Here is a 21,787-nt window from a genome sequence, read left to right as displayed (position 1 = left end):
TCTACTTGGCAAAGGCGCGCGCCAGAACCGAGCCCATACGCTGTGCGAATGCGGATGAGTCGATGGGGGCTTCACCTTCAACGATGCGGGCTTGATCCAGCAATAGATGGGCGGCGTCTTTCAGCAGGTCGTCATCGTTCACATTCTCTTGCGTGGCACGGTCTGCCAGTTTTGTAACGATCGCATGGCTGGGGTTCAGCTCAAGAACGCGCGGGGCGCCGTGCTGCAACTGCCCGTGGCGTTTTAACAGGCGCTCCAGATTGACATCCATGTCCCCGTCATCGGCTATGAGGCAAACAGGGCTGTCGGTCAGACGATTCGAAGGGCGCACGTCTTTGACCGCTTCGCCCAGTTCGGCTTTAAACGCAGCGATCAGGGCAGAGAGATCAGCTTCTTCGGGCTTGTCTTCTTCCGGTTGGGCTTCATCTGTCTTGATCTCGTCGAGATCTGCTGTCCCGCGGGTGATGGACCTGAATGGCTTGCCGTCGAATTCCGTGATGTGCTGCAACCAGAACTCATCCACATGGTCGGACAGGAGCAGCACCTCGACCCCTTTGGCTTTGAAGCCCTCCAGATTTGGAGACTGGGCCAGTTTGGCCGGATCTTCGCCAGCGATGTAGAAGATCGCCTCTTGTCCCTCTTTCATGCGGGCCACGTAATCGGCAAGGCTTGTCAAGTCGCCGACAGCGGTGGATGCGAAGCGGCAAATCTCGAGGATCCGATCGCGGAGCGCGGCATCTTCGACCAGGCCTTCCTTCAGCACTGCACCGAAATTGCCCCAGAATGTTGCGTAGTCATCAGGTGCTTTGGTGGCTTTTTTCTTCAGCTCACTCAATACCTTCTTCGTGATCGATGTCTTGATCTTGGCGAGCTGCGGATCGGTCTGCAACATCTCTCGCGAAACGTTCAGAGACAGGTCCTGGCTGTCTACAACCCCGCGCAGAAAGCGCAGATACGCTGGTATCAGATCCTTCGTAGTCTCCGAAATGAAGACCCGGTTGACGTAGAGCTTCACATGGCTCTTGCGCTCGGGCTCAAAGAGATCGAACGGCTGGGCGCTGGGCACAAAAAGCAGGCTGGTGTGGTTGAGTGTGCCTTCGACCTTATTATGCATCACGTTCCACGGCGCATCAAAGGCGTGCGAGCAGTGACGGTAGAACTCGGTGTATTGCTCCTCCGAGATGTCCTTCGCAGGGCGGGTCCAAAGCGCTTCGGCTGAATTGAGCGTGTCTTCTCCAAGTTTGACCGGGAAGTTGATATGCTCGGAGTAGGTCTTGATGATGTGCCGAATACGGGCCTCTTCGGCAAACTCCTTGGCGTCTTTCTTGAGGTGCAACGTCACTGTAGTTCCGTTGGTCACGCGCTCGTTCGGCTCGATGGAGAACTCGCCCTTGCCGTCAGAAGACCAAAGCCAGGCCTCGCTCTCGCCTGCCTTGCGGGTCACGACATCGACCCGAGACGCCACCATGAATGCTGAATAAAAACCCACACCAAACTGGCCAATCAGGCCTGGCTTGGCTTTGTCGTCAGCCCTGAGCGCTTCAATGAAAGCACTGGTGCCGGATTTGGCAATAGTGCCAAGGGTTTCAAGCAGATCAGCGTGGTTCATGCCGATACCATTGTCCGAAATCGACAACGTCTTGGTCTTGGAATCGATCTCGAGCGTGATCGCAAAATCCTCGGATGGTGCGAGCGACGCGTCGGTCAGCGCTGCGTAGCGCAGCTTGTCACAGGCGTCGGAAGCATTGGAGACAAGCTCTCGCAAAAACACCTCGCGGTTGGAATAGAGCGAACCTGCGACGATTTCCAAAAGCTGGCCCACTTCGGTCTGGAAGGAAAACGTTTCTTTCTCAAGGGTCTCTGTCATGGCTCGTAACTCCTATTAGCAATCGCGGCGCAAACTAATGATCTATCATGCCGGTTTCAACTAGCCCCACGGGCCGCTTCTCGATGGTTGGGCGCTGCTTTTCAACCCTTTGGCACCACCAAGTGCCCGCAACTTGGCGATGCGCTTGTCTATCGGCGGGTGCGTGGCAAAAAGGCTATCCACCGCCTGCATATGAAGCGGGTTGACGATGAACATATGCGCCGTGGCCGGTTACGCTCGGCAGCAATATTGTCGATCCGGCCAGAGAGCTTGCCCAATCGGGCAAGCGCCGAGGCCAACCAATCAGGATTGCCACAAATCGCAGCCCCCTCGGCATCTGCTTCATACTCACGCACCCGGCTGTAAGCGAGACGATTTCACTGAGTGCTGGAAGTGCTGAATTGAGTCAGGGAGATCATGCTGGGGTGTTCTGGGTGGAAGCCGATATGTCGGCTGAAACCTAGAGTCCGGTCACGAGTCGGCAGGCTCGAGATTTGCCAATGAGAAGGTATCCAGCTCGAAGTTCTCAAGTTCCGTGTAAAGTAAGCTGCTAGACACAGTGCCGGATAAAAGCCCAGTGCGAAACTGGACTAGCCGCCATGGGGTACTCACCTACCGGGACATACCCTCGACGTCGTTTCTGCTTGTTGAGTTTCTGGAGCGCGTCGACAGCCTCAGCTTCGTCATCATACGTCACCTTCATGACTTGCCCATTTGTGCCAATACGTCCCCAGGTTCGAAACACAGAAACTTCCCCAAACAGTGTCGGCTGCATTTCTATTCCATAGAACCGCGCCATGTTGACGTCCGGGTCCACGTGGATCAGGTGGACAGGTGTGGTGTCTGTCTGCTCCATAGCCCGATTATCCATTGGCGCCGCTCTTCTGTCCAATGACATTACAAGATCAATTCTTCGGAAAGGATTCTGATCCTGAATGGAATCTGGCGTTGAATAAATCCGCTATTATTATCGCACCCTCCTGACCAATGTGTAAGAATAAGGATTGGCCATGTTTCGTCTTCTACTATTTACGTTTGTGACGGGTCTTGCCGCCAACGCCGGTGCGGCGCAGACGCCGCCTTCAGTTGGTGAGGTCTCGCATTACGACGGTCTCTTCGCAGCCGCTCACACCGGCAACGAAGAAATGATCCGGCAGCTCGTTGCGGCGGGGGCAAACGTCAACGCGCGGGACTCGCGAGGCCGCACGCCAGCCCATGTGGCAGCCTTTGCTTCAGAGGACGAGGCGTTGCGCGCGCTAGCCGAGGCCGGTGCTAACATGAACGCGCTAGAAGGTCAGGACTACGACGTGGTCACGATTGCGGCCGTTGCAAATGATCTGGAATTGATGACCCTTGCAATCGCGTTGGGCAATGATCCGGGCCTGACGACCAGCCCTTATGAAGGAACCGCACTGATCGCGGCCGCGCATCTCGGGCATGTCGAGATTGTCCGACGGCTGATCGCCGCTGGCGCGCCGCTGGACCATGTGAACAATCTGCACTGGACTGCAGTTATCGAAGCCGTTGTACTTGGCGACGGCGGCCCGGATCATCTTAAAGTTCTGGATGCATTGTTAGCGGCGGGTGCTGACAGATCGCTTGCCGATCGCAACGGAACCACGCCACTCGAACACGCCGAACTACGCGGATTTGCTGAGATGGCAGAGCGGTTAAGAAAAGACGACTGAGATCAGTTTGGCAAACTGAAGCTTTGAGTTTCACCTCTAAGGCGCCGATGGCAGCTTGGATAAGACCGACCTCAGATCAAGGTCTTCTCGTGGTAGGGTGGTGATAAAGATGAATACATCTCACGGATGTCGGCAAAATGAACAAGATCAAAAAACATGAGCAGGTCTGCCAGAGCGCACTTGTTTTCGCGAGGCGCGGCTTTCTCGCTGCATCAGGCTTTAGCGCACTGACGGTCGGAATGAGCAGCTCCGTCGCAGGTCAAACTTCTTCGAGTTCGGACAACGCGATACCTCAACCAAATGATCCCAACGATGCCACGTTCATGGAGCGCGCTTTCGAGATGCGTCAGTATGCAATTGACCATGGAGATCAGGAGTATGGTGCAGTTGTGGTGCGCGACAATGATATCATTGGCCAATCATGGAGCAGGGTAATCTTGGATCAAGACCCCACGGGCCACGCTGAAATGGCCGCAATCAGAGACGCGGCGCGCCGTCCCAATGACCGAGAATTGCATGGAGCGGTCATGTATTCATCTTCCAGGCCATGTCCCATGTGTGAAGCAGCGGCCTTTTGGGCTGGGATTCGTCACATGTTCTATGGTCAGGAAATCAGGAGCGCGGGATCACCGAAGCTCTGCGGTTAGATAGGTCGTCAGCCACCAGCGAAGTTCCTTTCGCGTTCGCATCCCACGGCGGGAAACCTTCGGCCCAAAGCAGACATAAGAATTGGCCCTACAATGTTTAACTGGGAGGGGATTTTATAGTCGAAATGCTCAATTGCGGCTTCAGATGATAGGAGTGCGCCAGTTGCGCACTCCTTGCAATTGCCGGTCTCATTTATTGCCGCTTCAGCATACGCTTCGCAGCGGCTTCCAGGCTTTCATAACTATCGCCAGACACAGACACGGCCACTTTCTGAATCTTGCCACCGGTAAACTCCCCCGGGGTGCTGTAAAGCTGGCTAACGGCGTCGCCGCTGTCATATCCGATGCACAACCCATCCCCAGACAGCGTGAACTTGCCAGATTGTGTGCGCATATCGCCTGAGGCCACCTCCTGATCGTCGATGTAAAGCTTCATCGAGCCCAGAACCTCGCCATTATCACCTGTGCCAGTGGCATCGAATTCCATTCCCAACGTATACACGCCCGGTTCCAACTCAACGTTTGATTCAAATGTCTGCTCCGGTTGGATGCCCAGGAAGTTGTAGACGTAGTAAAGCTTCTTGTCCTTGACCAATAGCGAATGGCCACCGAACCGCGAGCCATGGGCGAATATGACGCCATTGGTGTCTTCATCCTCAATCTCAACATTGGCAAGGATCTTATAATCCCGTCCACGTACATTGACGGCTACACCTTCCGGCACACAGGTCGTGTTCGGATAGTAGACATAGGTATCACGCGGAGGCTCGGCAGTCGGACGCTCGATTCCAAGGATTTCAACTGCGCTTCGGTCATCAAGGGGCAGTACATTGTTCTTTGCGGCCTCATCAAACCAAACCTGGATCAGCTCTTGCAGCTTTTCAGACTCCTGTTCGGCGAGGTTGTTTGCTTCAGAACGGTCCACATCGACGTGGTAAAGTTCCCAAGCATCCTTGTCGAAATTGCTTGCCCCGGTCAGTGGCGCATGAACGGCGACGGCTTTCCAGCCATCTTTCCAGATGCCGCGCGTACCAAGCATCGTGTAGTATTGGACCTCTTTCTGGGTGGGATCGTCCGGTTCCGCGTCAAAGGTGTATGCCATCGACACGCCGGATAGAGGGTATTGTTCGGCGCCATTGTTTGTCGTGGGCATCTCCAGTCCGGTGATCTCCAGAATGGTCGGAACGATATCAACCGAATGGTGATACTGGTGCCGTATTTCACCTCCCTCGCTGATGCCGTTTGGCCATGACATGACAAGCGGATCATTGGTTCCACCTGCATAGTTTGAATAGCGCTTGAACATCTTGAACGGAGCCGAGAAGGCAGCGGCCCAACCTGTTGGATAGTGGTTGTAGGTTTCAGGGCCACCCAGCGTGTCGAGATATTTCATATTCTCCGCGAGCTCATCCGGGAAGCCGTTGAAAAACTTATTCTCGTTCACAGACCCGTTCGGTGACCCTTCGCCAGAGGCTCCGTTGTCAGCAGCATAGATGATCAGAGTGTTCTCATACTGCCCAGTTTCTTTCAGGTAATCGACAATTCGTCCAACCTGGCTGTCAGTATATTCCGAGAAACCCGCATAAACCTCGGCCATGCGAGCAAACAGTTTCTTTTCGTCGTCATTAAGACTGTCCCAAGGGCGAATGGTATCATCGGGGTTGGCGATCCCTTCAGGCAGAAAGTTCAATTCCGTATTGACCGTGCCCTCAGGTACAATTCCCCGTTCGATCATGGCTTTGGTGATTTCCTCACGATAGACGTCATAACCCTCATCAAAGACGCCTTTGTATTTGTCCGACCATTCCGTCGAGGCGTGGTGAGGGGCGTGATTGGCCCCGGGATTGAACCACATGTACCAGGGTTTTGACGGGTTGGTTGCTTTCTGGTCGCGCAGCATCGAGATGGCTTTGTCTGCCAAATCCTTGGACAGGTGATAGCCATCTTCCGGACCATAGGGTTGCTCGATGAATTGGTTGTCTTCGACTAGGTCAGGATACCATTGATTGGTTTCACCACCCAGGAAACCATAGAACCTGTCGAAGCCCTGGTTCAAAGGCCAGTCGGTGCGGCTTGCGCCCGAAGCGACGTCCTGCTCCGGGACGTTGTGGTTCTTTCCAATCCAGAATGTACTATAGCCGTTGGCCTGCAAAACATCTGCGATCGTTGTTACTTGCGGAGGTAACCGTCCGCTGGCCCCTGGAAAGCCGTCGGCGGTTTCCGTGATCGCAGCCATCCCGTTGAGATGATGATTGCGGCCTGTCAACAGGGTCGAACGTGTTGGTGAACAAAGCGCCGTGGTATGCCACTGAGTGAACGTCAGCCCCTGCTCCGCAAGGTCATCCATCGTCGGCATATTGATTTTGCCGCCATAGGGCGACCACGCACCCAATCCGGTGTCGTCATAAAGGACGAACAGGATATTTGGTGAACCTTCTGGTGCCGCCTTTGGCGTGAACGGCGTCCAGTCTGACTGTGAGTCTCTGACATCTAACTCGATCTTCCCGTTGAAACCCGGATAGCCAAGAGGCTCTTTCATAACAGGGGCATCCTGAGCCAGCACCGCGATCGGGCTGAGGGCTATAATCATCCCCAATGTGGTTGTGCGTCTCACCATCGATCAAACCTCCAAAAAATTGCAAAGCAGAATAGTAAATGCATTTCGTTCTTTGCATTCATCTTATCGATGCAAAGTTCTCAATCAACGGTTAGGTTTCGCATCTCATCCATGGGCCCCGCCCGGCTTCGCAAAATCAGTAATACTGCATATTTCGATCCTAGGAGCGAAACCCATCAGCCAGTTGAATGGGCGTCTTGCGGGTTTCAGAGGCGACTGACCTTAAGCGAGGCGGGCCGTCTTCAAGCGGCCCCAAGCCGACGTTGAGCACCGAATTCGAATGCTGCGGTCGTAGCCCGCATTGCAGACATTCATGGCGAGAGACCCATGGCGACGAACTGTGAGAGCGGGAGCGCCCTTCCAACTATCTCTGGTTGCATGATCAAAGCGAGAATGTTTCCATGAGATCATGGAACAAACACAAAGTTTTACTCCCGTCGCATTTGTCATACTCCTGTTAGTCTTGGCGCTCTTGTCGCCAATCCTCTATTTTCGATTGCGCGGTGCTAAAAAGGCAGAGCTAGCGATTGCCCAGAAGGCAGAGCAAGACATTGCCAAGCTTCAGAAGGACTGTGACGCTCGGTTAAACGAAGCACGGACCGAGGCCGAAAGAAAGGCAGAGACGGTTCAGGCCGAGCATAACAAAGCATTGGAACGCTATGCCGCAATAGTTGATTTGGAAGCCGAAGTAGAACGGCTAAAGGTTCTTGGTCAAAGCCAAGTCGATGAAACCCAGTCTAAGGTCTCCAAACTTAACGGCGAAGCCCGTGCAATGCAGGACAACATTCGTGAACTACGCGAAGACTATAAGCAGAAGCGGTCCACCTACGACCGCTTGCAGAGCGAACTCGCGATATTCGATGAAAGGTTGGCATTGGCTGAGCTGGGTGTCTACGAACCCCATTTTGACTTTGGTGACAGTGAAGCATTCAAAACGGCGATTAAGGATACCCGCGATGACCAAAAGGATATGGTTAAGCGCAAGACGGCGGTCTTTGGCACCAAAGAGTGGACCGTTGATGGTAGCGTGAAGAAAGGCGAAACGATGATAAATCGCGCTGTTCGCATTACCTTGCGGGCCTTTAATAATGAATGCGAGGCCGCAATAGCAAATACACGCTGGAACAACGTGCAAGCGATGGAGAAGCGGATTGTCCGTGCACGCGACGCTATCGACAAGCTGAATGCTTCTAACAATGTAATAATTTCTGAGGATTACTTAAGAGCTAAGTTGCGGGAACTTCGGCTTACGCACGAATATCGAGAACAATTAAAAATAGAACGCGATGAACGCGCAGAGGCGTCCCGCCTCGAACGAGAAGAAAAACGCCTTCTTCAAGAAGCCAAGGCAGCACAAAAAGAAGAAGAGCGCTATCAACAGCTTTTGGAAAAAGCACGGGCTGAGCTTGGCGTCGTTACCTCGGACGCCCACCGCGCAAAAGTCCAAGAGTTGGAGCAACTTTTGGCTGAAGCCCATGCAAAAAGCGAACGAGCGCAGGCCATGGCTGAAAAGACTAAGAGCGGTTTCGTTTACGTCATTTCAAACATCGGTTCGTTTGGGGAAGATGTTGTAAAGATTGGCCTAACAAGAAGGCTGGACCCCTCAGACCGCGTACGTGAGCTGGGCGATGCGTCAGTGCCGTTTTTGTTCGATACACATGCGATGATTTACTCCGAAGAGGCACCTGCACTTGAAGCGGCCTTGCACACTGAGTTTGCCGAACAACGGATTAACGCAGCAAATATGCGTAAGGAGTTCTTTCGAGTGACCCTAGCCGAGGTCGAAGAAGCTGTGCAGCGTTTGGCCCCTGACGCGGATTTTCATACCGATATTGAGGCTCAGGAATTTTATGAGACTTTGGCGAAGAGAAAGGAACTTGCTGAACGTCTCGCTGAGAATGATGCAAGAGAACTGCCTATGGAGATTTAGTTTGCAGACTCAGCCAAATCTGCCATCGGCCCATACCAGCCATTCGTCACCAATATTGCTGCGGTAGTGCAGCATCAAAAGCTGACATTCGTCTATCAGGGTTTCAGTAAGCTATTCTTGGAACATACAGTTATAGTCTTGGCTCCTCGCGTCATTGCAACGTAGAGGTTTCGACCATCAAGCTTATCGGCATTCAGGACAACTACATGGTCCGCCTCCAAACCCTTTAACAGTAAGGTCGAACCAATAGCAGCCAAAGGTAATTGGCGACCGACGGCACGGCTTTCTTCACGAACTTGCACCGCAGCGTCGATAAAACTCAAATCCGGATTTGATTGAACCAATGACAACGCACGGAGGGAAGCACGTAGGACGCCGGGCCTATAGCAACGGGATCCGCTTTGAGCTGAGCAGCAAGACAGGATGCGAGCCAATCCTGAAAAAGTAGGCGCGTTTTCGACTTCTAGAGCGAGTAGTTCTAAGTCACTCGGCTCAGTCCTTGATTTACCATTTTTTATAGATTTCATGCGTTTCTGGATGCCGTCAGAACCTATGTTGGTAATGAGGCTTTCAGCAAAATCTAGCGTCTCACCGACGGAATACCCGTCAAACAAATCCAGGTTACCTGCAAAGGCTGTGAGATCCTTGAGATCAACTGGCTCAACAGCGACTATACCGGGAACGCTTTTTGCGACCTTATAACGGCTCGAAGCGGACATACTATCGCCAATCACCAGAGAGGTTTCACCCTTATTTTTGTGAGCGCATCGTGCTGCAGCTACAAGTTTTGAATGATCATCGTCGCCATCTAACTCGACCCATTTAACTGACTTGGGGGCTGTGTCCAAATCAACTTCCCCACCCACAAGGAGAGTTTTCCGCACAGAGAGGAGCCACTGCCCAAGTTCTTCGTTTCCTGCATTTTTCCACCTCCAGGGCTCATCTAGCTCTGAGATTTTCGGGAAGTGTTTTGAAACATGCTTATCCCAATCGGCCAACGGGTCATTCCCAAATCCGAAAATTGCTTGCATCTGATCCGCCAATACACAGCAGGGCAAATGTTTCGCAGCATAAAACAAAATGGCATGCTGGTTGTGGGAGCAATCCTGATACTCATCAACTAAGATGTGAGAATAGCTGGCTTTAAGCACATCAGTTATGTGGTTTGCTTTAAGCAACCCCCAAGCGGCCTTCCTGATCTTCAAATAGTTAGGTTTCTTGGGATTTGCGCCGCCATCATATCCAGACCGCTCGGGAAATGTAGAAACCAACCGCAGTGCCCACCCATCAATCGTCGCCAACTTGTAGCCACCAGCGGGCAACTTTTCCTTAGCCAGCCTTTGCCTTAGGGCTGCCACTCCGGCGTTAGTGTGTGTTAATACCAAAACAGGCTTGTCGGAGTTGTTGCGACGAAGCGCTTCTACAATGAGCTGTGTTTTCCCGCACCCCGCTGGGGCAATTACCATGCCGCGTTCGACAGTTAACAGATCAATATCAGTCATCCGCAGCCCCGGACCACCTGAGAATTTTGTCAAGTCGATCTTGCAGTTCAGGCTGTACGCAGTCATCTAAATGGGGGCAGATTATCGAATACGCGGCTTCCTCCATGTGAGAAATTCGTTTGAACCATGAGCCGTTACCCGCAGCGATGGCCAATTTTTCCCGCTTCTCGTCGTCCAAATCATCGAACCAAATTTCAGGATCGACGGGCCCCGCACACGCGGTCCTTAGGTGATCCAGAACTCGCTGCTTGCCATGCAGCTTTTTGACGTAGGCCCATAGCTCCAGAATTACATCATCACTGACACAATCAAATAACTCTGCTTCGATTGCCCAGCCTTCTGTCCATTTGAAGACCGTTCCACCTGCCTTGATGAACTTTTTTTCGTCTTCCTCTTTGGGCTGGACATCATCATCTCTGAGGGTCGCAACGCCGTATCCCAACGCTTGAAAGGATGCGGCGGTTCTATAAATCTTATCCACCCCGCCAGCGTCGACCAATACACCACCCGCCGCAGCGAAAGTCGAACATTCCTTCTCCGCCAAATAGCGATCATGGCCGCGAACCAGCCCTACCTCAGTAGCACCTTCACAAACCAATACATGGGTACCCAAGAAGGCTTCTGCCGCAGCGCGAAGCGTACCTTGAATAGCATTTTTTGTACCCGCTCGAACGACGGAATGCTCGTCGCCGCTTCTAATAATATATAGTTGTGATCCGCTCAATTCGCGTAGGACGATCGGTGAGTGGGTGGTCATAAATATCTGACACGACGTTTCCTCGTTTTTCGATCCAAGCTCTAAAAGAAACTTTGATATTCGATGTGGCTCTAGTCCGATTTCAACTTCATCAACGAGTGCAACTGAGGAGTTTTCGGCAACCCGGTTTTGAAGCCCAGCAACGAGAAGACGACTTGATCCAAGGCCCAACTTTCTAAGTGGAACACCTTCTGAGCCGTGCAGCGAAATCGCACTCCCTGAAAAGTTCACCGAATGGGCGTCCAGCAGCGCTCGGACCGTGTCACCGACATTCACACCAAGTGCATGAGCGGCATCAGAAACGATATCTAGCGTTTCCTCCAACTGATCTCCGGCAGTGTCGCCGAAACTATCTCGCGCTTGCCGGCGGCTTCAGCCAACGCAGCCGATGCATCTGCTTTTTCCTCAGTGAGAGCATTCAATATTGAGCCTCGTTGCCACCCAAGATGTTGATTTGCAAAAACTCCGATACGATTAGGTGCGATCGAAACCCTGTCTCTCCAAGTGAGGCCTCTGACAAGACCCTGAGCCTCTGCTCTGCTGGACGTTAGATTCCACTGTGGTTCCAGGTCATCAGCGATTGTAAGCTGAATTGTAAGTACCGTTTCCGAACCATCTAACGGTTCGTCTTCAAGTTTTCCCTCTTTGGTGAGCCCCAACAAAAAAGGACCATAGGTATCAAGCGATTTAAGCCCGTCTTCTAGTTCGCCAATAGTTGCTCGTACAACTATATCTTCATCCACGGACATATTGTAAAAGTCAGCATCTGTGACAGGGAGATTGCGACGCGCTCCTAAACACCAATCGATCGCATCCAATACCGTGGATTTCCCGCTGTCACCTGGACCGACAAGGCAGTTCATGTTTGCAGAGGGGAGCCAAACAAGTTTTTGGATGCTTCTAAAGTTGTAGATTTCAAGCTTGCGGATACGGGCCATAGTAGTTCCCTAAATTACTCAAAGAGCCGCCAACTATCTTTAGTTTCTAAGAAATTCTAAGTATGCAGCCAGCCAGCAGCTTAACCTTGAGTTGTGCGAGTCGTAAGGGGGAATCGCACAGTCTCGAATGTCTGAATTAGCTCAGAACGATGGAAGTCTCAGTATGTGCAGCGAAAGTCCGCTGCCCGCCCTACTTACAAAGCCACCTCGGTTTTCCCATAACTTGAAAGTCAGAAAAAAGTACTATATTTTCTGACAAGGAGAAAGCTATGATTACTTCATCGATCAGACAACGCATCATCGGAAAAGGCCGGGGGGCAATCTTTGCGCCTCTGGACTTTCTGGATATCGGCTCCCGCGCAAGCGTGGATCAGGCATTGTCGCGTTTGGCGGATCAAGGGGTGATCCGGCGGTTGACGCGTGGGCTTTACGACTATCCAAGAAAGAGCGCCCGTTTAGGGCTGTTGTCTCCGTCTGCCGATGACATTGCCAAAGCGATTGCGCGTAAGGATAATCAGGTTCTACAGCCCTCCCCTGCCATGGCAGCCAACCAGTTGGGGCTGTCAACCCAGGTGCCGTCCAAGCCTATTTATATGACCGACGGCCCGACCCGCACCAAGACGGTTGGTCGCCAAGTCATCCAGTTCCGGAATGCATCATCCAAAACGCTAGTTGGTGCGGGCCAGAAAACCGGCACCGTATTTCAGGCGTTGCGCTATGTCGGCAAGAACCAGGTGGATAGCCGGGTTGTCGACACGCTGGCGCGCAATCTGGATAGCAAGGACCGGGCATTGCTCGCAAAACAAAGCAGGTATGTGCCGGCCTGGATGCACCCTGTAGTGCAGCAAATTGTGGCGCGGAACTGATCGTGGACCAGTTTTCCAACGATACTCCAGAGAACCGTGAGGAAGCGTTTCAGGAAACGGCTGCCCAGCTTGGCCTGTCCAAAGCAATCGTCGAGAAGGATTTCTGGGTCTGCTGGTCACTAAAACATCTATTCGCCCTGCCCTCTTTTGGCGCTCACTTGATCTTCAAAGGTGGGACATCGCTGTCCAAAGCCTACGACATCATCCATCGGTTCTCGGAAGACGTGGATCTGTCCCTCGACCGGGCGCAACTTGGGTTCGAGGGCGAACGTGACCCCGAGCACCCTGCCCTTTCCGGCAAAAAACAAAAGCAACTGTTGCAGGAGCTTCAGGATACGGCCACCAAAGTAGTCGCTGGTCCGCTTCTGAAAGAAACCAAAATCAAGTTTGGCGCCGCGCTGGACCAGGACTTTTCCCTGTCGGTCGATCCTGATGATCAACAAACCCTGCTCTTCGCTTACCCATCCAAGACAAATGCGACCAGTGGTTACATCCAACCGGTGGTGCGGTTCGAATTTGGCGCCCGTGGAGTTCACCTTCCAGCAGAGTCTCGCAGGATTTCGCCATATGTGAATCAGGCCTTTCCAGACCTGCTGAGCTCGGGCGACGTTGATGTGAAGGTCTTGGGCGTTGAGCGCACATTTTGGGAAAAAGCAACGATCCTGCATATGCTCTATCATCAGGACGCCACCAAACCTCTGGCTGACCGCATGTCGCGCCATTATTATGATATGGCCCAGTTGATCACACACGAGACCCATCCTCGCGCTATCGAACAGATCGACTTGCTAGATCAGGTTGCACACCATAAATCCGTCTTCTTCAAAGCGGCCTGGGCCAACTACGAGCATGCCAAGCCCGGATCTTTAAGATTGCTACCAAATCCTGAGCTGAAAGCTGCGCTGCGCCGGGACTATGCCGGAATGCAGGAGATGATAATCGGGGACCCCCCCTTGTTCGATGACATTCTGAATACCATTGGAGTGTTCGAGACGGACCTCAACGGCTGAAATCAGCGTATTGATTGTTGTCAAGGCGCAGAATTCGAACTTTGTATTCAAGATGGCTAGTCAAGTAAGCAAACCTTTTGAATTCGCCCAAACTCAAGCTGGATCGCTCCGAGCAACGGTTTCAAATGGTGTGACTGAATGTACTGCGCAATGAACTTGCTAGGCGCACGCAATGTGATCGTCTGATCACGCGTTTCAACAAGTTGGAGATCGCGATACCAGCTCTTGAACAACAACGTTTCAGACTCTGATAAGCGTTGGAGCGCCCTGCTCCACGGATCCTGGTGGTCATGCTTCTCATGTTCAACCGCCACGGGTTTATCTTGACCAAACTGAACATGTACGATCTTTTCGGTTGGTTTTGGCGCTTGCGTTTCCATACGAGATGAAAAATCAGAACCAACATTTTTCCAAACCGGTTCGCTAAGACGGTAAATTTCCGCGTAGTTAAGTCGGTACGCTGCAACGCGCCCTCTAACCCCAGGCCTAAGCTGGAGAAGTATTTTGTAATCCGTCAACCGCTTGATTTCTCGCTTGACGGTTCGTTCATCTACGGACCAGAGACGGGCCATTTCCTTTTGCCCGACCGTCAGCTCATCAGCACGCCAGTTATATCGGGCGGTTATCAACGCAATGAGCCGCATCATCGAACATTGAAATCCGGTCGTTCCGCTCAACCCCGCAACAGAGATTGCGGTTAACAGATCGTACTTCTGAGATCCGGCTTGAGTTCCTGTAAATCGTTTTATTTCCATTTTGATACTGCCACTGTGCCTCGAGTGGATCGGCTTCGCTGACCGATTCCATCAATTGGGTTTAGTGTGATGAAATCCCGTAGTTTGTCAACGGACTTTGAAAAGCAGGATGACCAATCCCTTAATCAAAATCAAAAGAAAATTTGGTTAATAGGTTATAGGTGACATCCTAGTGTCACCATAATGGGGGTCAAGTGTCACCCTATATCTGGTAACCCCACTCAATCTGTCACCAAAACATAGCGCGACTCTGGGATGGCCTCCCGTTTTTAGTCGAATCAGCGGCAAAAAGCGGAAATTCTATTCTTTACATTTTGTAGTTTTCTAAAATCGCGTTATTAAGAGACATCGATAGTATAACAAGAGCAGCACAATGCGAGACCACACCGACCTTCAAACGATGAACGAACGAAGCCTGGCCCAACAGGCTGCCGTCCGCCGCGCTACTTTCTCACCCGCGGACGAGAAAGTGCTTCGACCATTTTCGATCTGGGAAATTAGCCAGTTCATGTTTGATGTCCCGGCGGACACTTTGAGAAAAAAGTTGGCTGACGATCCGTCTCTTCCGCAAGGCGCGACAGAAGATGATGGGCGGCAAAGATGGTTTTCTCTGGCTGAGATAAACGAGTTGAGGCGCCGCCTGAGATTTAGAGGTAAAAGCCTTCTGCCCCAAAGGCCAGTGGGTCGGGCAATGAGAGTTGCGGTATCGAACTTTAAGGGTGGCGTCGGTAAAACTGTGGTCGCTCAGCACTTGGCGAATGCGGCTGCGCTTGATGGTTACCGTGTACTGGTGGTGGACTTCGACCCCCAAGCGACACTCACGCATTCAATGGGTCTGTCTGAAGTTAGAGAGTGGAATACTGTCTGGGGCATTATGTGCCGCGATCTTTGCCGTGAGGCAAACCGGATCGCCGAAGAATATGATGATCCGGCCGACTGCCCCTACCCCACCGCTGACGAGTTGCCAGAAGACGTCCAGTCGATTGCCGCACAGCGTGTGCAAGATTTCATTCAAAGGACGTCATGGTCGACAATCGATATCATACCGAGTTGTGCAAACGCAGCCTTCGTTGAGTTTGCTTCGGCTCAGTATAGATCCATTCATAAGGCATGGAGCTTTTTTGGGTGCGTCGCCAGATACCTCGATGAGTTACCAGACGACCAGTACGATTTGATTATTTTCGATTGCCCGCCGGCAATTGGATACCAGTCTTTGAATGCGGCCTTTGCCGCTGACATTCTCTATATTCCCTCTGGCCCAGGATACTGGGAGTATGACAGCACCACGAGTTATCTCGGTCAGCTGGGTGATGCCTTGGAAGATATAACCAATGGGTTCGATCGTATTGCTCAGGACGCCGGCATCACACTTCCAAAGAGGTTCGATGACATAAGAGTTCTCATGACCCGCTTTGAGGCCAGCAATTCTCTGCATGTCGCGATGATGGATGCCTTCAAAAATGTTTTCGGAGCAGACGTCTGTCAGAACCCGATCGAGATGACGCGTGCGGTCGAGCAGTCAGGTAGGTTCCAAATGTCTGTCTACGAGCAGGACTACAGGCAGATGACTCGGGATACTTGGAAAAGGGCGCGTCAGTCTTTTGATAACGCGTATGGCGAGTTTAAGGATGTCGTACTGCGGGCCTGGGAAGCGCGTACTAAAGTTGAGGAGCGTGTAGAATGAGTGGTAATAAATTCGGCTTCACTCCGATTGATGACAAAGACCTCAAGAAAACCCGCCGCCGTGAAGTAGGCCCGATGGGAGCCGCGGTACGCGAGACAGCAAACAGTTTGAATGAAAGTACTGAAAATCGCGTGGAGCAGCGACGGCAAAATGCCTCGGATGCCAAGGAATATCGTAAAGCTCGGGATGAAGGGCGAGTGCTTGTTGCCGTTGGAATAGATGAAATTCACACTTCTGATCTGCCACGAGATCGTTTGGAATTATCAGCCGTTGCGAGTTCTGACGAGATGGATGAACTCAAGGCTTCAATTCAGGAACGAGGTCAGAAGGAGCCCATAGAGATCTATAAGGATTCAGATGGTCGCTTCCAGCTCAAGAAGGGTTGGAGACGATTAACTGCTCTTAAGCAACTTTTTGAAGAGACGGGTGATGAGCGCTTCTCCAGCGTTACGGCCCGAGTTGCCGAGTCCCAGAGTGACCGAATTGATCTCTATATCGACATGGTTGAAGAGAACGTTGTTCGGGAGGATCTGACTTTTGCTGAGATGGCACAAGTGGCGATCCTTGCTTCCAAAGACGCAGATTTGGGGGCAGGGGATGCAGAAGCTTTGGTTGGTAGACTGTATTCGGCCCTACATAAGATGAAGCGTTCTTATATTCGAAGTTTTGTCTATCTGCTCAATGAGCTTGAAGGCGCATTGCCGTTTCCAAAGGCCGTCTCCAGAAACCTTGGCGTTGAGGTAGCGCGGAAACTACGAGCGTCTTCAGATTCTGCTGATGGATTAAGAGACATATTGGCGGGCGCATCGACAGCCAGTCAGCAAAACGAGATGCTTGACGCTTTCTTGGCGGGTCATGAGGTTGAGACAACTAGGGGCATGCCTCGTGAAAAACCCGAGAGCGTGAAATACGAGTTCCACGTAGGGGCTTCAAAAATCACTGCTCGAAAAGGAGAGTGTAGGATTTTGTCTGGCCAAGACTTTACTTCGATTGATCGGTCCAAACTTCAGAGAGCGATTGAAGCATTCGAAGCTGTTTTGAACGAGTAGTAACCCACGGGTTACTCTTGCTCAGGTTTGATATCTAGAAGGCGGTAACCCACGGGTTACCGCCTTCTTCATTTAGGAACGGTCTATCCCAGCAAGTCCGTTGCCGGGTTTTCTGCGATATCGACGTCATCATAGTACTTCTGTGCCTGAGCCATGGAGCGGTGCAGCGAGAGGCGCATGGCGGCTTGGATTGGGGCACCGTCGAGCGCGGCCTGGGTCAGGAAGCCCGAGCGCAGCCCGTGGGGCGAGGCGAAGCCCTCTGGCAGGCCCGCCAGTTTCAATCGGTGTCTGACGATCTGGTAGATCGCATCCGGGGACAGGCGGCGCTTCAAAACCCGATCGGCTTTTGAGACCGGTCGAAACAGCGCTCCATCCGTGATCTGCCCGACCTCGATCCAATGGATCATCGCCTGTGCGGCGCGGCCCTTGAGCACCAGCCGTGGCGTCTCGCCCTTGGCGGTGGTCTTGGTCTCAAGCAGAGAAATCCAAACCACCCCCTTGGCATCAAACTCATTCAGCGAGACATCCTCGCGCATCAGCCCGGTGATCTCAGACCGGCGGCGGCCACCGCTGGCCCAGCCCAGCATCAGGATGGCGCGGTCGCGGCAATCCCGTCGAGACCCCCGACAGGTGGCCAACAAACGCTCGAGCACATCGCGGGTGATGGGGTGCTGCGACTTTGGGGCAGGGGCCCGGGCTGCGGCCCGACGCGCCTTGGCGCGGGCCTGTTTGACCTGCGGCGCATCAAAGGTTGAAGGGAGGTTCTTCATCCGGTGAAAGGCGAGCCAGGAGGCGATGCGCCGATCCAGAGTCGACGGGGCAGGGCAGGCTAGCGATTTGCGCAGCCCTTGCGCGATCAGGGCTTCGGCAGTCTCGCGCGCCATATCCGTTTCCAGTGCGTCGCTCAGGTCACGCGCGTGATCAAGTATGAAGGCGAGGGCGGTGGCTTCGGATTCCGGCCAGTCCAGCGCCGTGCCAAAGCGCGCGGATTTCCAGGCGGTGATATATAACAGATCACGCTCATAAGCCCGCAATGTGTTGGCCCAACTGACCCGAGCGTGCATATTTGGGCGTCATGAAAAAAATAGTGAACATGTAAACCAGTTGCCATTCGTTGTGCCCTATGCGAACCGATAAGACGCGGACAAACTGGACTTTTGCGTTTGCGGCGGATGCACGTGCCGAAAACCCAAATCTTTGAACCTATTAAACGCGGATGGTGTGGATGGCGTCTGCTCCCAAACACCGCGTTTGCGGCAACGGGTGTCGGTCGCAATCTGGCGTTCGGCGCTTCGCGTTTCGTCTAAACCCACCGGTTCTTCCGTCATCTCTTTGTCCTCCGATTCATCAGCGTTCGGCCGCAGCCGTCAGGCCGGGAGGGGGAGGAGATGTACTTCCAGACGGCTCTCCGGCGTCCATTCCTCTCAGGAACCTGAAAAGTTCGCTATCGGTTGTCAGGACCAGCGTCGTTCCGCCTGAAATCATGTCCTTGTAGGCCTGCATTGTCCGGGTAAACGCATAGAATTCGGCTGCTTGGGCGTCGATGTTGTAGGCTTTTGCGTAGATCGCAGCCGCCGAGGCGTCAGCCACGCCGCGGATTTCCTCGACGGCGCGATACGCTTCAGATTGTATCTTGTTCAGATCGCGAACCCGGTTGCCGCGAATTCGCGCGGCTTCGCCATTGCCTTCGGAAAGAAAACGTTCAGCGATCTGGCGACGCTCGGAGATCATGCGGTCATAGATCTTCGGACGCACACTCTCATTGTAATTGATCCGCTTGAAACGGATATCGAGAAGCTCGATCCCAAATACACGAACCTTCTCTGAGGCGGCTGCGAAAATCTCCTGTTCCACGAGTGCGCGGCCTTTCTGGATAGGAACCAGAGAACCTATGTCCTGCGCACGCTCCTCATCGGTTAGAAGCGTGTCCCGCAGCGGGATCCGGCCTTTCGTAGTCCGGATAATCTCTATCAACTCGTGTTTTGCGACGGCATTGCGGGTTTCGCTGCCGAGAATATCGTCTAGTCGGGATTGCGCGCTGCGCTCATCGCGCAGCCGCAGGAAATATTGCAACGGGTCGGTGATTTTCCAGCGGGCGAAAAGATCGACGGAAATGTAGAGCTTGTCCTTGGTGGGCATGTCGGACGGATTGCCATCCCACTCAAGAACCCGGCGGTCGATCCGGTTGACTTCCTGAACGATGGGCAGCTTTAGCTTTAAACCGGCCGTTATAACTGGTTCTCCCACGGGTTTGCCGAATTGGGTGATAATGGCCTGTTCGACTTCGCCAACTGTGTAGAGGGAACCGGAGGCAATCACGCCAACTGCAGCCGCAATCCCTGCAATGAGACCCAGTCTGATGCTCATGACGGATCCTCCTGAAGCCTGTCGAGGTTCAAAAGCGGCAGGATGCTCGCAGTCGATCCTTCGACAATGATTTTTGACAGGATTGTGGGCAGAACATCCTGGAGGGTTTCTATGTATATCCGCCGCCTCGTGACCTCTGGTGCCTTGACGTATTCGGCCAAAAGCGCGGTGAACCGCGCAGCGTCGCCTTCCGCCTCGTTGATGCGTTTCAGGCGATAACCGTCAGCCTCTCGAATCCGCTGATCTTTCTCGCCCTCGGCCAGCGGAATGACTTTGTTGTACTCGCGGCGCGCCTCATTGATCAGGCGTTCCTTTTCCTGCTGTGCCTGGTTGACCTCATTGAATGACGCCTGAACAGGCCCCGGCGGGTTGATGTTCTTCAGCTGCACCTGGTCGATACTGATGCCCATGGCGTATTTCGTGGACAGAGCCTGCATCTTAAAAAGTGCCTCGCTCTCGATCTCTTGCCGGCCGATGGTAATGACCTCGTCAACCGTGCGGTCTCCAACGACCTCGCGCATCACCGACTCAGAGACGTAGCGCAAAGTCGCGCTTGGCTCGCGTACCTCGAACAGGAACTTCAGGGGGTCCGAGATCCGGTACTGCACCACCCATTCCACAAGCGCGGCGTTCAGATCTCCCGTAACCATTTCGGTTTCACGTCGGCCGTCTGACGGGCTTTGGAAGGGATCACTCCTGCCCGGCGTGGTGAATCCGAATTCCTGCTTCAGTTGCCGTTTCACGGGCACCAGTGTGGCAACGTCGATGCCAAACGGGAATTTGAAATGCAGGCCAGGCGGAACCTCAGCAATGTATTTGCCGAAACGCTGGACAACGGCGACCGAGTCGCTCGGGACTGTGTAATAAGAAGACCAAGCTGCAACCGCCGCCAAGACTATCGCTCCTGCAACCAGTACCCCTCTCAGAGGCGGCCGCCCTTCAGGGAGTAATCCGCTCAGGCGGTCGCGGCCTTGACGAAGAATATCGTCAATCTCGGGAGGATTGCTATTCTGTTTGCTTTGCCATGGCCCACGGTCTTCCGGGCCGCCGTTCTGGTCGGGCATATCGTTTTCTCCCTTGCTCGTGCAAACCGGCACTCGGCGCAGACCCTGGCGGTCGGCGGGGTGGATCCACGTGTCTTATTCCCTCTGTGTCGGCATTCCTTCGTTCTCAGCAGCCTGTATTTGTGAGTTTTCTTGTGGCGATGTACCTGTTGTATCCGCATCCCGTGTCTCTTTGTCCGCCTGAGATGCGCGCCCGCCCGCGTAGAGATGCCGAAGCTGCATCTCGGAAACACCGTCGGCCTCCATCACCAGCCGAACCATCGGGTCTGCCAGCATTTCTTCGAGGAAAATTTCGGCCAGATCTTTTCCGGTCAGCTTGTCCTTTGCCAGGGCGTCATCGAGGTCGGCCAGTGAAACGGTCAAGGTTCTCGCCAGGCCGGGGTGGGATGCCGGAGAATGCAGCCTCACCGCTACAGATGCTTTCCAGACTTCCGGGTGCAGCTGGTCGGGCGGTGAACACAGTTCCGTTTCAATGTCATACTCTCCTGCAGGAAGCCTCTCGTCGAAGTCAGGCACACTGAAAGGCCGGGCGAAAACCGCAATTGACTTTCTGACTAGCTCGTTCATAGGAGAAGTCCTCTCATCAAAGCGACAAGCGCGCCAAAGCTGCGGCTGCCAGAGCATTGCCCTTGTCGTGGTAGTCCCCGTGGAATACGCCATCCACCTTGACCTCCCAGATCCCATTCCTCTCTCTGACACGGACACGATCAGCTTGCGCAGTGGGATAATAGGGGTGTGCCGAAGTTTGTCTCTTTTCCGGTTGGTGCAATGGCTTAACGAGTACGCTGGAGCTCACCGCCTTTGGCAATTGCGTTTCTCCAAGGGCCATCACGGCGCGAATAAACTCCTCCGCGTAGTCATCCGCGTTCCGGTGGTCATGCTCGTGCCGCACCATGGCCATCGGCTCAACAAAACGCTTCTTCAGGTGCTCAACAAAACGCGGTTCCGTGTGCGACATGTAAGCAATGAGCGACTGGAGAACCCGTTCATGGGCTAGAACGCGCCGTTCAAGATCGGTTGTTTCAGGCAGAGGTGGTGACATGGCG

Annotated in this window: 19 protein-coding genes and 1 pseudogene; 7 read left to right on the top strand and 13 right to left on the bottom strand. The window is 53.3% G+C overall.

Annotated elements, in window-relative coordinates; all coding sequences use genetic code 11:
• Window position 1: 1 nt before the first annotated feature.
• The 3 genes and pseudogenes from htpG to Q0816_RS22865 form a co-directional block, all read right to left on the bottom strand.
• Complete coding sequence (gene htpG, locus Q0816_RS22875; RefSeq protein ID WP_298854980.1) at window positions 2-1,867, bottom strand: molecular chaperone HtpG; 1,866 nt, start codon at window positions 1,865-1,867, stop codon at window positions 2-4.
• A gap of 60 nt (window positions 1,868-1,927) precedes the next feature.
• Window positions 1,928-2,238 (bottom strand): annotated as a pseudogene (locus Q0816_RS22870) (M48 family metalloprotease); the annotation flags it as partial.
• 179 nt (window positions 2,239-2,417) lie between these two features.
• Window positions 2,418-2,738, bottom strand: a complete 321-nt coding sequence (locus Q0816_RS22865; protein WP_298854978.1) for a WGR domain-containing protein — start codon at window positions 2,736-2,738, stop codon at window positions 2,418-2,420.
• Window positions 2,739-2,877: 139 nt separating this feature from the next.
• Between Q0816_RS22865 and Q0816_RS22860 the strand changes: the two genes are divergently transcribed.
• Together Q0816_RS22860 and Q0816_RS22855 are read left to right on the top strand one after the other, a co-directional pair.
• On the top strand, window positions 2,878-3,555 hold the full coding sequence (locus Q0816_RS22860; RefSeq protein ID WP_298854975.1) for an ankyrin repeat domain-containing protein: 678 nt from the start codon (window positions 2,878-2,880) through the stop codon (window positions 3,553-3,555).
• Between the two features lie 137 nt (window positions 3,556-3,692).
• Window positions 3,693-4,202, top strand: a complete 510-nt coding sequence (locus Q0816_RS22855; RefSeq protein WP_298854973.1) for a nucleoside deaminase — start codon at window positions 3,693-3,695, stop codon at window positions 4,200-4,202.
• A 193-nt stretch (window positions 4,203-4,395) separates the two neighbouring features.
• On the opposite strand, the gene Q0816_RS22850 is transcribed toward Q0816_RS22855, so the two are convergent.
• Window positions 4,396-6,819, bottom strand: coding sequence for an arylsulfatase (locus tag Q0816_RS22850; protein WP_298854972.1), 2,424 nt, complete (start codon window positions 6,817-6,819; stop codon window positions 4,396-4,398).
• 409 nt (window positions 6,820-7,228) lie between these two features.
• Here Q0816_RS22850 and Q0816_RS22845 point away from each other — a divergent pair, with 409 nt between their 5' ends.
• The gene (locus Q0816_RS22845) at window positions 7,229-8,749 is read left to right on the top strand and encodes a DUF4041 domain-containing protein (protein ID WP_298854971.1); all 1,521 of its coding nucleotides are present in this window, start codon (window positions 7,229-7,231) and stop codon (window positions 8,747-8,749) included.
• A 95-nt stretch (window positions 8,750-8,844) separates the two neighbouring features.
• On the opposite strand, the gene Q0816_RS22840 is transcribed toward Q0816_RS22845, so the two are convergent.
• Genes Q0816_RS22840 through Q0816_RS22830 form a run of 3 tightly spaced genes read right to left on the bottom strand, consistent with a single transcriptional unit; the run spans window position 8,845 to window position 11,946 of the window.
• Window positions 8,845-10,251, bottom strand: a complete 1,407-nt coding sequence (locus tag Q0816_RS22840) for a UvrD-helicase domain-containing protein (protein ID WP_298854970.1) — start codon at window positions 10,249-10,251, stop codon at window positions 8,845-8,847.
• Window positions 10,244-11,332: an AAA family ATPase gene (locus Q0816_RS22835; protein WP_298854968.1), complete on the bottom strand. Its 1,089-nt coding sequence runs from the start codon at window positions 11,330-11,332 to the stop codon at window positions 10,244-10,246. The genes Q0816_RS22840 and Q0816_RS22835 overlap by 8 nt, the downstream gene beginning before the upstream one ends.
• Window positions 11,317-11,946 (bottom strand): AAA family ATPase, encoded by a 630-nt coding sequence (locus tag Q0816_RS22830; protein ID WP_298854966.1) that lies wholly within the window; start codon window positions 11,944-11,946, stop codon window positions 11,317-11,319. The genes Q0816_RS22835 and Q0816_RS22830 overlap by 16 nt, the downstream gene beginning before the upstream one ends.
• 269 nt (window positions 11,947-12,215) lie before the next feature.
• Here Q0816_RS22830 and Q0816_RS22825 point away from each other — a divergent pair, with 269 nt between their 5' ends.
• Window positions 12,216-12,812, top strand: coding sequence for a DUF6088 family protein (locus Q0816_RS22825; RefSeq protein ID WP_298854964.1), 597 nt, complete (start codon window positions 12,216-12,218; stop codon window positions 12,810-12,812).
• A 2-nt stretch (window positions 12,813-12,814) separates the two neighbouring features.
• Window positions 12,815-13,822, top strand: a complete 1,008-nt coding sequence (locus Q0816_RS22820; protein ID WP_298854963.1) for a nucleotidyl transferase AbiEii/AbiGii toxin family protein — start codon at window positions 12,815-12,817, stop codon at window positions 13,820-13,822.
• A gap of 56 nt (window positions 13,823-13,878) precedes the next feature.
• Here the strand turns inward: Q0816_RS22820 and Q0816_RS22815 are convergent, their stop codons facing one another.
• A complete protein-coding gene (locus Q0816_RS22815) occupies window positions 13,879-14,577 on the bottom strand; it encodes a DnaA N-terminal domain-containing protein (RefSeq protein ID WP_170716566.1) in 699 nt (232 codons plus the stop codon).
• Between the two features lie 373 nt (window positions 14,578-14,950).
• Here Q0816_RS22815 and Q0816_RS22810 point away from each other — a divergent pair, with 373 nt between their 5' ends.
• Together Q0816_RS22810 and Q0816_RS22805 are read left to right on the top strand one after the other, a co-directional pair.
• Window positions 14,951-16,261, top strand: a complete 1,311-nt coding sequence (locus Q0816_RS22810) for an AAA family ATPase (RefSeq protein ID WP_298854960.1) — start codon at window positions 14,951-14,953, stop codon at window positions 16,259-16,261.
• Entirely contained in the window at window positions 16,258-17,310 is a 1,053-nt protein-coding gene (locus Q0816_RS22805) for a ParB N-terminal domain-containing protein (protein ID WP_170716562.1), read from the top strand. The genes Q0816_RS22810 and Q0816_RS22805 overlap by 4 nt, the downstream gene beginning before the upstream one ends.
• Before the next feature lie 83 nt (window positions 17,311-17,393).
• Here Q0816_RS22805 and Q0816_RS22800 read toward each other — a convergent pair whose 3' ends face one another.
• The 5 genes from Q0816_RS22800 to Q0816_RS22780 all read right to left on the bottom strand — a co-directional run bounded on the left by Q0816_RS22800 (window position 17,394) and on the right by Q0816_RS22780 (window position 21,783).
• The gene (locus tag Q0816_RS22800; RefSeq protein ID WP_298854955.1) at window positions 17,394-18,374 is read right to left on the bottom strand and encodes a tyrosine-type recombinase/integrase; all 981 of its coding nucleotides are present in this window, start codon (window positions 18,372-18,374) and stop codon (window positions 17,394-17,396) included.
• Window positions 18,375-18,657: 283 nt separating this feature from the next.
• The gene (gene hflC, locus Q0816_RS22795; protein WP_298854954.1) at window positions 18,658-19,677 is read right to left on the bottom strand and encodes a protease modulator HflC; all 1,020 of its coding nucleotides are present in this window, start codon (window positions 19,675-19,677) and stop codon (window positions 18,658-18,660) included.
• Window positions 19,674-20,741 carry an FtsH protease activity modulator HflK gene (gene hflK / locus Q0816_RS22790; protein WP_298854952.1) on the bottom strand — a complete coding sequence of 356 codons (1,068 nt, stop codon included), beginning with the start codon at window positions 20,739-20,741 and terminating at the stop codon, window positions 19,674-19,676. The genes hflC and hflK overlap by 4 nt, the downstream gene beginning before the upstream one ends.
• 75 nt (window positions 20,742-20,816) lie before the next feature.
• Window positions 20,817-21,308 carry a hypothetical protein gene (locus Q0816_RS22785; protein ID WP_298854950.1) on the bottom strand — a complete coding sequence of 164 codons (492 nt, stop codon included), beginning with the start codon at window positions 21,306-21,308 and terminating at the stop codon, window positions 20,817-20,819.
• 16 nt (window positions 21,309-21,324) lie between these two features.
• Complete coding sequence (locus Q0816_RS22780; protein ID WP_298854948.1) at window positions 21,325-21,783, bottom strand: hypothetical protein; 459 nt, start codon at window positions 21,781-21,783, stop codon at window positions 21,325-21,327.
• Between the last annotated feature and the right edge of the window lie 4 nt (window positions 21,784-21,787).

The organism is uncultured Ruegeria sp., from assembly GCF_947497005.1.
Lineage (GTDB): Bacteria > Pseudomonadota > Alphaproteobacteria > Rhodobacterales > Rhodobacteraceae > Ruegeria.
This window is presented reverse-complemented; position numbering and strand designations above follow the sequence as displayed.